This window comes from Citrobacter sp. KTE151 (assembly GCF_000398845.1).
GTDB lineage: Bacteria > Pseudomonadota > Gammaproteobacteria > Enterobacterales > Enterobacteriaceae > Citrobacter > Citrobacter braakii.
In genome coordinates, this window is the sequence record NZ_KB976066.1 from 90107 (window position 1) to 102492 (window position 12386).

Consider the following 12386-nt stretch of genomic DNA (forward strand, 5'->3'; position numbering starts at 1 on the left):
AGTTTCCCGCCAAAAACACTCTCTATTAACGTTTTAAGAACATTTTCCACAACAAAAAAGGGTTTCCTGCCATAATATCCGCCTCTTTGTGACAGGAGTCGCAGCGCATTCGGTTATCCGTGATTTTCCCGGATGCGTAAATCTATGAGCCTTGTCGCGGTTAGCAATCCCTAAAAAACCTTACTATTCCAGGTAATACATATTGGCTAAGGAGCAGTGAAATGCGTGTGAACAACAGTTTAACCCCGCAAGATCTCAAGGCTTATGGTATCAATGACGTTCAGGATATCGTTTACAATCCAGACTACGACACGCTTTTCCAGGAGGAACTTGATCCAAACCTGGAAGGTTATGAGCGTGGCGTGTTAACAAACCTGGGCGCCGTTGCCGTTGATACCGGTATCTTTACCGGACGTTCGCCAAAGGATAAGTATATTGTCCGTGACGACACCACGCGCGACACGCTCTGGTGGTCCGACAAAGGTAAAGGTAAGAACGACAACAAACCGCTCTCCCCGGAAACCTGGCAGCATCTGAAAGGATTAGTCACCCAGCAGCTTTCCGGCAAGCGTCTGTTTATCATTGATGCATTCTGCGGCGCTAACGCCGATACCCGCCTTTCCGTACGCTTCATTACCGAAGTAGCCTGGCAGGCGCATTTTGTTAAAAACATGTTCATCCGCCCAAGCGACGAAGAGCTGGTTGATTTCAAACCTGATTTCATCGTGATGAATGGCGCTAAATGCACTAACCCGCAATGGAAAGAGCAGGGTCTGAACTCCGAAAACTTCGTGGCTTTCAACCTGACTGAGCGTATCCAGTTGATTGGTGGCACCTGGTACGGCGGCGAAATGAAGAAAGGTATGTTCTCCGTAATGAACTACCTGCTGCCGCTGAAAGGCATTGCCTCCATGCACTGCTCGGCAAACGTCGGGGAAAAAGGTGATGTGGCAGTCTTCTTTGGCCTGTCCGGTACGGGTAAAACAACGCTGTCCACCGATCCGAAACGCCGCCTGATTGGCGATGACGAACACGGCTGGGATGACGACGGCGTGTTTAACTTTGAAGGCGGTTGCTACGCGAAGACCATCAAACTGTCTAAAGATGCCGAGCCGGAAATCTACAACGCAATCCGTCGTGACGCGCTGCTGGAAAACGTCACCGTGCGCGCAGATGGTTCCATCGACTTCGACGACGGTTCCAAAACCGAAAACACCCGCGTGTCCTACCCGATTTATCACATCGATAACATCGTTAAGCCGGTGTCAAAAGCGGGTCACGCCACCAAAGTGATCTTCCTGACCGCCGATGCGTTTGGCGTGCTGCCGCCGGTCTCTCGCCTGACGGCAGACCAAACCCAGTACCACTTCCTGTCTGGCTTCACCGCCAAACTGGCCGGTACCGAACGTGGCGTCACCGAACCGACCCCAACCTTCTCAGCCTGCTTTGGCGCAGCATTCCTGTCACTGCACCCAACGCAGTACGCAGAAGTACTGGTGAAACGTATGCAGGCGGCAGGTGCGCAGGCATATCTGGTTAACACCGGCTGGAACGGTACCGGCAAGCGTATCTCTATCAAAGATACCCGCGCGATTATCGACGCTATCCTGAACGGTTCGCTGGATGACGCAGAAACGTTCCGTCTGCCGATGTTTGACCTGGCTATCCCAACCGAGCTGCCGGGCGTGGATACTCGCATTCTCGATCCGCGTAATACCTATGCTTCTCCGGAGCAGTGGCAGGAAAAAGCCAACGCGCTGGCAAAACTGTTTATCGAGAACTTCGAGAAATACACCGATACCCCTGCGGGTGAAGCGCTGGTTAGCGCCGGACCGAAGCTGTAACGAAGAGTGCCGGATGGCGGTTTCGCCTTATCCGGCCTACAGCAACAAAAAGGGAGGCATTTCGCCTCCCTTTCTTATGCGTCTTTCGTGGTGCCTTGCGCGCGAGTGAAGGGAACCGGAAGCCAGGCGCGGATCGACAACCCTCCTCGTTCACTGGTGCCAATTTCCAGCATACCGTTATGGTTATCGATAATACGCTGCACAATCGCCAGCCCCAGGCCCGTGCCGCTGGTACTACGTGCGCTGTCGCCGCGAACAAACGGCTGGAACAGGTGTTTACGCTGCTCAGGCTTGATGCCCGGACCATCATCTTCTACCTGGAACCAGGCGCGATGCGTCTCCGTACCGCTGCTGACCTTAATCCAGCCGTTGCCGTAACGGGCGGCGTTAACCACCATATTGGCAACCGCACGCTTGATTGACAGCGGGTGCATTTTCACCTGAATGCTACCCGGCAGCAGCGCAGTTTCGATTTCACGTTCATAGCCGCTTTCCGCTGCGACCACTTCGCCTAACACCGAGTTCAGATCCGCCATCTCCATCGGCATCTCCTGACCGGTACGCAGATAATCGATAAACTGCTCGATAATGGCATTACACTCTTCGATGTCCTTATTGATGGATTCCGCGAGATAACCATCCTCTTCGCCCATCATTTCGGTCGCCAGACGAATACGCGTCAGCGGAGTACGTAAATCGTGGCTCACGCCCGCCATTAACAGCGTACGGTCATCGGCCAGTTGCTTCACACCCGCAGCCATATGGTTAAAGGCTCGGGTAACGGAGCGCACCTCTGAAGCGCCATACTCACGCAGCGGCGGCGGAATGATACCTTTACCCACCTGCAGCGCCGCATGTTCAAGATCCACCAGCGGTCGGTTCTGGATACGGATAAACAGCCACGCGCCACCGATAGCCAACAGCATAATCGCCAGCGTGTAGCGGAACAGCGGTGAGAAATCGCCCTGATGGATCTCCGTCAGCGGCACGCGTACCCAGATATTGGGCGACAGCCAGGTTTTCAGCCATACGACCGGCGAGCTTTTGTTCACCTCAACGCGGACTTCCGTCGGACCGCCCAGCTGCTGCGCCATCTGATGGCTTAAGAATTCATAGTGTTGCGCCCAACGCAGTCCAGCTTCTTCAGCGGCCTCGTTGGAATAGAGGGAAATACCCAGCTCACGATAAATTTCCCGGCGGAATGCGGGCGGCACCACCAGTTGCGTACCGTCCTCCAGCTGCAGTTTATCGGTCATCAGCATACGAACTTCGTAGGCCAGGACCTTATTAAACTGCTGGAGGCTCGGCAGTATCGCGAAGTTCAGCACTACCAGGTAAGTCGTCACCAGGCTGGCAAACAGCAAGGTGACGATGAGCAATAACGTGCGGGCAAACGAACTTCGTGGCGAGAAGCGCATTCGCCTCATGCTTTAGAACCGTCCGGAACAAAGACGTAGCCGAGACCCCACACGGTCTGAATGTAGCGCGGATGCGCCGGGTCCTCTTCCACCATACGACGCAGGCGAGAAATCTGGACATCGATAGAACGCTCCATCGCCGAATATTCACGACCACGGGCCAGGTTCATCAGCTTGTCGCGGGACAGCGGCTCGCGCGGGTGGCTTACCAGCGCTTTCAGTACTGCAAATTCCCCGCTGGTGAGCGGCATTGGCTCATCTTCACGGAACATTTCACGCGTACCGAGGTTCAGTTTAAACTTACCAAAAGCAATGACCGCTTCTTCCTGAGAAGGCGCGCCCGGCAGTTCGTTCGCCTGACGACGCAGTACAGCGCGAATACGCGCCAGCAGTTCTCGCGGGTTAAACGGTTTCGGAATGTAATCGTCAGCGCCGATTTCCAGCCCAACGATACGATCGACTTCTTCACCCTTCGCCGTGACCATAATGATCGGCATCGGGTTGCTTTGACTGCGCAGGCGACGGCAAATAGACAGGCCATCTTCTCCCGGCAGCATTAAATCCAGCACCATCAGGTGAAAGGACTCACGGGTCAGCAGACGATCCATCTGCTCAGCGTTAGCGACGCTTCGAACCTGGAAGCCCTGCTCGGTCAGATAACGCTCCAGAAGCGCACGCAAGCGCATGTCGTCATCGACCACCAGAATCTTATAGTTCTCTTGCATTGTTATTACTCCCAAAGGTTCGCAACAATTAAGTGTATATTCTTAAGAAAGCTAACGTGAGTCACCAGCGAATTCTGGTATGAATTCCAGGCTAAATTGTTACAAAGCATATTAAACAGCAGCTTAAGTATACAATGTTTCTCGCAATACATTATTTATTCTGTTGATATGCTCGCGTAATACTAATTGTGCGCATCATCACAGAGTCGAAGGTAAAACAATAAGATGAAAACGCCCCTGATAACCCGCGAAGGGTATGAAAAACTCAAACAAGAGCTGAATTACCTCTGGCGTGAAGAGCGCCCGGAAGTCACCAAAAAGGTTACCTGGGCCGCAAGTCTGGGTGACCGCAGCGAAAATGCCGACTACCAGTATAATAAAAAGCGTCTGCGTGAGATCGACCGCCGTGTCCGTTATTTGACCAAGTGCATGGAGAATTTGAAAATCGTCGATTACTCCCCGCAGCAAGAGGGCAAAGTCTTCTTTGGCGCGTGGGTCGAGATAGAAAATGACGATGGCGACATCCGTAAATTCCGTATTGTCGGCTACGATGAGATCTTCGGTCGTAAAGATTACATTTCTATCGACTCACCGATGGCGCGGGCGCTGCTGAAAAAAGAGGTCGGCGATCTCGCGATAGTCAACACCCCTGGTGGTGAAGCCAGCTGGTACGTGAACGAAATTGAATACGTTAAGTGAGACCGGAACAATCCGAAGCCCCGGTAGATGACTGGCATTTTTGCCAGTCAATCCGTATAACTATCCCCTGATTTTTTATCCTATAGACGAAGCTATCCATGATGAATGATTCTTTCTGCCGCATTATCGCAGGTGAAATTCAGGCTCGTGCTGAACAGGTAGAAGCTGCCGTTCGCCTGCTTGACGAAGGGAACACCGTGCCGTTTATCGCACGTTATCGTAAGGAAATCACCGGCGGTCTGGACGATACGCAACTGCGTAATCTGGAGACCCGTCTGGGATATCTGCGTGAACTGGAAGACCGCCGTCAGGCAATCCTGAAATCTATCGGCGAGCAAGGCAAACTGACCGACGATCTGGCGAACGCGATCAACGGCACGTTAAGTAAGACCGAACTCGAAGATCTCTATCTGCCGTACAAACCTAAGCGCCGCACCCGTGGGCAGATAGCCATTGAGGCCGGACTGGAGCCGCTGGCAGATCTGCTGTGGAACGAACCGTCCCATGACCCGGAAACCGAAGCCGCAAAATATCTCAACGCTGAAAACGGCGTGGCCGATACCAAAGCCGCCCTCGATGGCGCACGCTACATTCTGATGGAGCGCTTCGCCGAAGACGCTGCGCTGCTGGCAAAAGTGCGTGATTATTTGTGGAAAAACGCCCATCTGGTTGCCGCCGTGGTTAGTGGTAAAGAAGAGGAAGGCGCTAAGTTCCGCGACTACTTCGATCACCACGAACCTATTTCTACCGTTCCATCCCACCGTGCGCTGGCCATGTTCCGTGGTCGTAACGAAGGCGTATTGCAGCTTTCACTAAATGCCGATCCGCAATTCGATGAGCCGCCAAAAGAGAGCCACGGCGAGCAGATTATCCAGGATCACCTGGGACTGCGCCTGAACAACGCCCCCGCTGACAGCTGGCGTAAAGGCGTTGTTAGCTGGACGTGGCGCATCAAAGTGCTGATGCACCTTGAAACTGAGCTGATGGGTACCGTGCGTGAACGTGCGGAAGATGAAGCGATCAACGTCTTTGCCCGTAACCTGCATGACCTGCTGATGGCCGCCCCGGCCGGGCTGCGCGCCACAATGGGTCTCGATCCGGGTCTGCGTACCGGTGTAAAAGTGGCAGTGGTTGATGGTACCGGCAAGCTGGTCGCGACCGACACTATTTATCCGCATACCGGCCAGGCAGCCAAAGCCGCCGTTGCCGTGGCGGCGTTGTGTGAAAAATACAACGTTGAGCTGGTCGCGATTGGTAACGGCACGGCGTCGCGCGAAACCGAGCGTTTCTTCCTCGACGTACAGAAACAATTCCCGAAAGTGACCGCGCAGAAGGTGATCGTCAGCGAAGCCGGGGCATCGGTTTACTCTGCTTCCGAGCTGGCGGCGCTGGAGTTCCCGGATCTCGATGTTTCGCTGCGTGGCGCGGTGTCTATCGCCCGTCGTTTGCAGGATCCGTTGGCGGAGCTGGTGAAAATCGATCCGAAATCTATCGGCGTGGGCCAGTATCAGCACGATGTAAGCCAGACGCAGCTGGCGCGCAAGCTGGATGCGGTGGTGGAAGACTGCGTGAACGCCGTCGGTGTCGATCTGAATACCGCTTCCGTGCCGCTGCTGACCCGCGTTGCTGGCCTGACGCGCATGATGGCGCAAAACATCGTCGCCTGGCGCGATGAGAACGGTCAGTTTCAGAACCGTCAGCAACTGCTAAAAGTTAGCCGCCTGGGGCCAAAAGCCTTTGAACAATGCGCGGGCTTCCTGCGTATCAACCATGGCGATAACCCACTGGATGCTTCTACCGTTCACCCGGAAGCTTATCCGATTGTGGAACGCATTCTGGCCGCAACCGAGCAATCGCTGCGTGACCTGATGGGCAACAGCAACGAACTACGCAATCTGAAAGCAGCCGATTTTACCGACGAACGCTTCGGGGTACCGACCGTCACCGACATCATCAAAGAGCTGGAAAAACCGGGCCGCGACCCGCGTCCTGAATTTAAAACCGCGCAGTTTGCTGATGGCGTAGAAACCATGAACGATCTGCTGCCGGGAATGATTCTGGAAGGTGCAGTCACTAACGTCACGAACTTCGGCGCGTTTGTTGATATTGGCGTTCATCAGGATGGTCTGGTGCATATCTCTTCATTGTCGAATAAGTTCGTCGAAGATCCACACACCGTGGTGAAAGCGGGCGACATTGTGAAAGTGAAAGTGCTGGAAGTTGACCTGCAACGTAAGCGTATCGCACTGACCATGCGTCTGGACGAGCAGCCGGGTGAAACCAATGCGCGTCGCGGCGGCGGGAATAACGATCGCACTCAAAGCAATCGCCCGGCGCCAAAAGCCGCGAAACCTCGTGGTCGTGACGCACAGCCTGCGGGTAACAGCGCCATGATGGATGCGCTGGCGGCGGCAATGGGTAAAAAACGCTAGTATGGCTTTTGTGCCGGATGGGGGTGTAACCTCCTTATCCGGCTAACTTGTTGCAATTAATTTGTAAGCCGGATAACACGCGTGAGCGTCGCCATCCGGCATATTTAGTCTATTTCCCGCTTTCTACCGCCATATATTTATCACTTCATTAACAGATGAAACCTTAATTAAACATTAAGATCCTCACTAATTATTTCCGTGAATCATTCGTTCTCAACCAGAATAAATATTGAGGAATATCAAAATTGGCGCAAATTATTATCCAATTGTACATTCCGTCACATTTATTCTATTGATGATAGAAACCATTCTCATTATCATTGATCTGTTGATTATTTACTCTTTCCTTACGTTGGCTAATCATCTGGCCTCATGCCGCCTTGCCGCCCCATGAGGTAATCATCCAGTTAGCGAGATATAAGTAGGTCCCTATGCAATTCACTCCTGACAGTGCGTGGAAAATTACCGGTTTTGCCCGTGAAATCAGCCCGGCTTATCGTCAGAAACTGTTGTCACTTGGCATGCTACCCGGCTCCTCTTTCAACGTGGTACGCGTCGCCCCACTCGGCGATCCTATCCATATCGAAACGCGTCGCGTAAGTCTGGTATTGCGTAAGAAAGATCTGGCGTTATTAGAAGTGGAAGCGGTTTCCTGTTAATACAGTGAGTCTATAAAAATGAAAAAACTAACCATTGGTTTAATTGGCAATCCTAATTCCGGCAAGACTACTTTATTCAACCAGCTTACCGGCGCACGCCAGCGTGTAGGCAACTGGGCTGGCGTTACCGTTGAGCGTAAAGAAGGTCATTTCGCAACGACGGACCACCAGGTCACGCTGGTTGATTTACCCGGCACCTATTCTCTGACGACAATCTCATCCCAGACCTCTCTCGATGAGCAGATCGCCTGTCACTATATTTTAAGCGGCGACGCGGATCTCTTGATCAACGTGGTCGATGCTTCAAACCTTGAACGCAACCTCTACCTGACGTTGCAACTGCTTGAGCTGGGCATCCCCTGCATCGTCGCGTTGAATATGCTGGATATTGCCGAGAAGCAGCAAATCCGTATTGATATCGATGCCCTCTCCGCTCGCCTTGGCTGCCCGGTGGTTCCGCTGGTATCCACCCGCGCCCGCGGCATTGAAGCGCTGAAACTGGCGATCGATCGCTACAAAGAAAACGACACCGTCGAGCTGGTTCATTATGCCCAACCGCTGCTGCAGGAAGCGGATTCCCTCGCCGATGCGATGGCCAAAGATATGCCGTTAAAACAGCGCCGCTGGCTGGGCCTGCAGATGCTGGAAGGCGATATCTACAGCCGGGCCTACGCGGGGGATGCCGCGCAAAACCTTGATGCCGCCATTGCACGTCTGAGCGAGACAATGGACGATCCGGCACTGCATATCGCCGATGCGCGCTATCAGTGCATTGCAGCTATCTGCGATACCGTCAGCAACACCCTGACGGCAGAGCCGAGCCGCTTCACCACCGCAGTAGATAAAATCGTCCTCAACCGCTTCCTCGGGCTGCCGATTTTCCTGTTCGTGATGTACCTGATGTTCCTGCTCGCCATCAACATTGGCGGCGCGCTGCAACCGTTGTTTGACGTCGGCTCCGTAGCGCTCTTTATCCATGGTATTCAGTGGATTGGCTACACGCTGCACTTCCCGGACTGGCTCACTATCTTTTTGGCGCAAGGTCTTGGCGGCGGGATTAACACCGTGCTGCCACTGGTACCGCAAATCGGCATGATGTACCTGTTCCTCTCCTTCCTTGAAGACTCCGGTTACATGGCGCGCGCCGCGTTTGTAATGGACCGTCTGATGCAGGCGCTGGGACTGCCGGGCAAATCGTTTGTCCCGCTGATCGTCGGCTTTGGCTGTAACGTACCGTCAGTGATGGGCGCACGTACGCTGGACGCCCCGCGTGAACGTCTGATGACTATCATGATGGCACCGTTTATGTCCTGTGGCGCTCGCCTGGCGATTTTCGCCGTCTTTGCCGCAGCGTTCTTTGGTCAGAACGGTGCGCTGGCGGTCTTCTCACTGTACGTACTGGGTATCGTTATGGCGGTATTGACCGGTCTGATGCTCAAACACACCATCATGCGTGGCGAAGCAACGCCGTTCGTGATGGAGCTGCCTGTGTACCACGTGCCGCACATTAAGAGTCTGATTATTCAGACCTGGCAACGCCTGAAAGGCTTCGTTCTGCGTGCGGGTAAAGTCATCATCATCGTCAGCATTTTCCTCAGCGCGTTTAACAGTTTCTCGCTGAGCGGAAAAATCGTCGACAACATCAACGACTCTGCTCTCGCCTCCGTCAGCCGCGTAATCACGCCGATCTTCAAGCCGATTGGCGTTCACGAAGATAACTGGCAGGCAACCGTAGGTCTGTTCACCGGCGCGATGGCGAAAGAAGTGGTTGTCGGTACGCTGAACACGCTCTATACCGCAGAAAACATTCAGGAAGAAGAGTTCAACCCGGCAGATTTCCACCTCGGTGACGAGCTGCTCGGCGCGGTAGATGAGACCTGGCAAAGCCTGAAAGACACCTTCAGCCTGAGCGTACTGGCTAACCCTATTGAAGCCAGCAAGGGCGACGGTGAAATGGCTACGGGTGCAATGGGCGTGATGGGCGAAAAATTTGGCAGTGCTGCCGCCGCTTACAGCTACCTGATTTTCGTGCTGCTGTATGTGCCGTGTATTTCGGTAATGGGCGCTATTGCACGTGAATCCAGCCGTGGCTGGATGAGCTTCTCGATTCTGTGGGGCCTGAACATCGCCTACTCTCTGTCGACGCTGTTTTATCAGGCGGTCAGCTACAAAGAGCACCCGACCCACAGCCTGGTGTGCATTTTAGCTGTCATCCTGTTTAACATTGTGTTGCTGGGCCTGCTGCGTCGAGCTCGCAGTCGCGTGGATCTCGCACTGCTGGCGACCAACAGGACGGCAAGCTCCTGCTGTTCCAGCACCACTGGCGACTGCCACTAAGGTTATCGACAATGGCATCGCTTATTCAGGTTCGTGATTTATTGGCTTTGCGGGGACGCATGGAGGCAACTCAAATTAGCCACACGCTGCACACCCCGCAGCCCATGATTGACGCCATGCTGAATCAGTTAGAAAAGATGGGCAAAGCGGTGCGGATTCAGGAAGATGCCGACGGGTGTCTTTCCGGAAGCTGCAAGAGTTGTCCGGAAGGTAAAGCCTGCCTGCGCGAGTGGTGGGCTTTGCGCTAGTTCGATGCCGGATGGCGCTACGCTTCCGGTCTAAAAATGACTGCAAACGTCCTGGCCGGATAAAGCGTTTATGCTGATATCCGGCTTTTTGCGTAATGGATTCCACAAAGATGTCTCTGTTTCAGCAAAGCTGATCTATCCTCCAGCCTGTCGCGCATCGTTATCAACTCGTGAATGATTACTGGCGACCAGGGAAGTAGAGTCTCGTCATCTTGTTTCTCAGGTGACGGATCGCCATGAATACTGACACGACTGCTACACCGCATGACGCGATTTTTAAAACGTTCTTAAACCACCCTGCTACCGCACGCGACTTTCTTCGACTCCATCTTCCAGCCTCTTTGCAAAAACTGTGCGATCTGAACACGCTACAACTGGAATCGGGCAGCTTCATAGAGGACGATTTGCGCGCGTACTATTCCGATGTGCTGTGGTCATTAAAAACCCGCGAAGGCGATGGCTATATTTACACCATCATTGAGCATCAGAGCACCGCCGATGCCCATATGGCATTTCGGCTGATGCGTTATGCCATTGCGGTCATGCATCGTCATTTGGCGGCAGGTCACAAAAAACTCCCGCTAGTGATACCCATGCTTTTTTATCATGGCGCGGCAAGTCCATACCCCTACTCACTCTGCTGGCTGGACGAATTTGACGACCCAAAGGCCGCCAGACAACTTTATACCGCAGCGTTTCCACTGATCGATATCACCGTGGTTCCCGATGACGAGATCATGCAGCATCGCCGGATGGCGCTGTTGGAACTCATCCAAAAACATATTCGTAAACGCGATTTGATGGGGCTGGTAGAAAAACTGGTCATCCTGCTTATTAAAGGACACGCTAATGACAGCCAGTTGAAAGCCTTGTTTAATTATCTAATGCAGGTCGGGGACACCGCACATTTTACCGCGTTTCTTCATGAGGTCGCCGAACGTTTACCCCAACATAAGGAAAAGTTGATGACTATCGCCGAAAGATTACGACAAGAAGGGCATCTTAATGGTCTTCAGGAAGGTCATATGAAAGGGTTACAAGAGGGATTACAAGAAGGGTTACAAACGGGCTTGCAACAAGGTAAACGAGAGGAAGCTTTACGTATTGCATCAACCCTGCAGGCTGATGGTATCGACCCGCTGACCATCTTCAGAATTACCGGCCTGACCGCTGAGGATCTGGCTACGCGCAGCCATTAATCTCAAGCCCGGTAAGCGTGGCTCTACCGGGCAACACAACAGATTTATAGGCGTTTTTTTAACGCCACCAGCGCTGCACAGAACTCTGCAGGATGCGAGATAAACGGTGCATGCGCCGCTTTAGCAAATATCAACGACTCGCTATGCGGCCACAGGGCATCGAGCATTGGGACCACTTTGCGCGGAACCAGTCCATCGAGATAGCCGTACAACCGCAGAAAAGGCATGTCCACAGCGCACAGAGGCTCACGCAGATCGACCGTTTTCAGGATCTCCAGTCCGCCATTGAGCACCTCGACATTCGGCATGGGTAACGCCAGAACTGTTTTCTTCAGTGCCCGCGCATCCTGACGCGCGGTGTCCGTGCCCATCGTCTGCAACGCCAGAAAACGTTCCACCGTACGCTGGAAATCTTCGCTCAACTGCTGCTGGAAACCTGCCAGCACTTCTGGCTTGATACCCGGCCACTCGTCGCGCGCGCTAAAGCAAGGGGAAGACGCCACGGTCACCAGCGCCTGAACACGTTCAGGATGGGTTAACGCCACCTGGCTTGCGACCAGCCCGCCCAGACTCCAGCCGAGCCAGATGGCTTTCTCCGGCGCCTGTTTTACTACCCGCTCAGCCATCTCTTCCAGCGACATTGCGCCGAACCCCTGGCTGCGACCAAATCCCGGTAAGTCGACAAGATGCAGCGTGAAATGCGAACTCAATTCCTCGCTTATGCAATGCCACACTTGCGCATTCAGTCCCCATCCGTGCAGCAGCACAAGATGGCAATTTCCCGAACCCTGGGTCTGCCACCAGATGTCATTCATCAGTTATTGT

10 protein-coding genes are annotated in these 12386 nt (G+C 53.6%); 7 read left to right on the forward strand and 3 right to left on the reverse strand.

The features are described from left to right. Positions 1–221 precede the first annotated feature (221 nt). On the forward strand, positions 222–1844 hold the full coding sequence (pckA, locus tag WC7_RS03830; protein ID WP_016154801.1) for a phosphoenolpyruvate carboxykinase (ATP): 1623 nt from the start codon (positions 222–224) through the stop codon (positions 1842–1844). A 74-nt stretch (positions 1845–1918) separates the two neighbouring features. On the opposite strand, the gene envZ is transcribed toward pckA, so the two are convergent. Both envZ and ompR read right to left on the reverse strand, forming a co-directional pair. After that, entirely contained in the window at positions 1919–3271 is a 1353-nt protein-coding gene (gene envZ / locus WC7_RS03825; RefSeq protein ID WP_006687412.1) for a two-component system sensor histidine kinase EnvZ, read from the reverse strand. Further along, entirely contained in the window at positions 3268–3987 is a 720-nt protein-coding gene (gene ompR, locus WC7_RS03820) for an osmolarity response regulator transcription factor OmpR (protein WP_001157751.1), read from the reverse strand. The genes envZ and ompR overlap by 4 nt, the downstream gene beginning before the upstream one ends. 225 nt (positions 3988–4212) lie before the next feature. Between ompR and greB the strand changes: the two genes are divergently transcribed. The 6 genes from greB (at position 4213) to WC7_RS03790 (ending at position 11561) form a co-directional block, all read left to right on the forward strand. After that, positions 4213–4686, forward strand: a complete 474-nt coding sequence (gene greB / locus WC7_RS03815) for a transcription elongation factor GreB (RefSeq protein ID WP_016154802.1) — start codon at positions 4213–4215, stop codon at positions 4684–4686. A 98-nt stretch (positions 4687–4784) separates the two neighbouring features. Further along, a complete protein-coding gene (locus WC7_RS03810; protein ID WP_016154803.1) occupies positions 4785–7118 on the forward strand; it encodes a Tex family protein in 2334 nt (777 codons plus the stop codon). A gap of 431 nt (positions 7119–7549) precedes the next feature. Next, positions 7550–7777 (forward strand): ferrous iron transporter A, encoded by a 228-nt coding sequence (gene feoA / locus WC7_RS03805; RefSeq protein WP_003023519.1) that lies wholly within the window; start codon positions 7550–7552, stop codon positions 7775–7777. 18 nt (positions 7778–7795) lie between these two features. Next, positions 7796–10114, forward strand: coding sequence for a Fe(2+) transporter permease subunit FeoB (gene feoB, locus WC7_RS03800; protein WP_016154804.1), 2319 nt, complete (start codon positions 7796–7798; stop codon positions 10112–10114). A gap of 11 nt (positions 10115–10125) precedes the next feature. Beyond that, on the forward strand, positions 10126–10362 hold the full coding sequence (feoC, locus tag WC7_RS03795; protein ID WP_003023516.1) for a [Fe-S]-dependent transcriptional repressor FeoC: 237 nt from the start codon (positions 10126–10128) through the stop codon (positions 10360–10362). 236 nt (positions 10363–10598) lie between these two features. Continuing rightward, positions 10599–11561 (forward strand): Rpn family recombination-promoting nuclease/putative transposase, encoded by a 963-nt coding sequence (locus WC7_RS03790; RefSeq protein WP_016154805.1) that lies wholly within the window; start codon positions 10599–10601, stop codon positions 11559–11561. Positions 11562–11605: 44 nt separating this feature from the next. Here WC7_RS03790 and bioH read toward each other — a convergent pair whose 3' ends face one another. Then, complete coding sequence (bioH, locus tag WC7_RS03785; RefSeq protein WP_016154806.1) at positions 11606–12376, reverse strand: pimeloyl-ACP methyl ester esterase BioH; 771 nt, start codon at positions 12374–12376, stop codon at positions 11606–11608. Between the last annotated feature and the right edge of the window lie 10 nt (positions 12377–12386).

What these genes read in the sequence shown, in the direction of transcription:
- pckA (WP_016154801.1), top strand. Translation starts at nt 222, where the DNA reads ATGCGTGTGAACAACAGTTTAACCCCGCAAGATCTCAAGGCTTATGGT.
- envZ (WP_006687412.1), bottom strand. Translation starts at nt 3,271, where the DNA reads ATGAGGCGAATGCGCTTCTCGCCACGAAGTTCGTTTGCCCGCACGTTA.
- ompR (WP_001157751.1), bottom strand. Translation starts at nt 3,987, where the DNA reads ATGCAAGAGAACTATAAGATTCTGGTGGTCGATGACGACATGCGCTTG.
- greB (WP_016154802.1), top strand. Translation starts at nt 4,213, where the DNA reads ATGAAAACGCCCCTGATAACCCGCGAAGGGTATGAAAAACTCAAACAA.
- WC7_RS03810 (WP_016154803.1), top strand. Translation starts at nt 4,785, where the DNA reads ATGATGAATGATTCTTTCTGCCGCATTATCGCAGGTGAAATTCAGGCT.
- feoA (WP_003023519.1), top strand. Translation starts at nt 7,550, where the DNA reads ATGCAATTCACTCCTGACAGTGCGTGGAAAATTACCGGTTTTGCCCGT.
- feoB (WP_016154804.1), top strand. Translation starts at nt 7,796, where the DNA reads ATGAAAAAACTAACCATTGGTTTAATTGGCAATCCTAATTCCGGCAAG.
- feoC (WP_003023516.1), top strand. Translation starts at nt 10,126, where the DNA reads ATGGCATCGCTTATTCAGGTTCGTGATTTATTGGCTTTGCGGGGACGC.
- WC7_RS03790 (WP_016154805.1), top strand. Translation starts at nt 10,599, where the DNA reads ATGAATACTGACACGACTGCTACACCGCATGACGCGATTTTTAAAACG.
- bioH (WP_016154806.1), bottom strand. Translation starts at nt 12,376, where the DNA reads ATGAATGACATCTGGTGGCAGACCCAGGGTTCGGGAAATTGCCATCTT.